This is a genomic window from Serratia sp. 506_PEND (genome assembly GCF_001076875.1).
Classification (GTDB): Bacteria; Pseudomonadota; Gammaproteobacteria; order Enterobacterales; family Enterobacteriaceae; genus Serratia; species Serratia marcescens.
The window spans coordinates 1-207 of the sequence record NZ_JVEL01000183.1 but is presented as its reverse complement, the minus strand read 5'-3'; the positions used below and the strand labels follow the sequence as shown (position 1 = coordinate 207).

The following is a 207-nucleotide window of genomic DNA, read 5'->3' as shown; positions in this document are numbered from 1 at the left end:
ACAACCGGAATGACTGAACCTATCAGCGCACCGGTGGAGGCTCCTTCAAGCCCGGCAAGACCTCCGGCTGTTGCGCCAATGACCCCACCCGTCTTTTTACCCACATGGCGCAGTCGTATGTTTTGCGAACCGCAATTCGGACAATGCATTTCTTTTCCCTTGTTACTGGCAATAAAGCCGCCTGAATAAACAGGCGGGCCGTGTATA

At 53.6% G+C, this 207-nt stretch carries 1 protein-coding gene; it reads right to left on the bottom strand.

Annotated elements, in window-relative coordinates; translation table 11 throughout:
• Positions 1-22 precede the first annotated feature (22 nt).
• Positions 23-207, bottom strand: a 185-nt coding sequence (locus ADK28_RS32685; RefSeq protein WP_048794993.1) for a hypothetical protein, incomplete at its 5' end; no start/stop codon positions are given.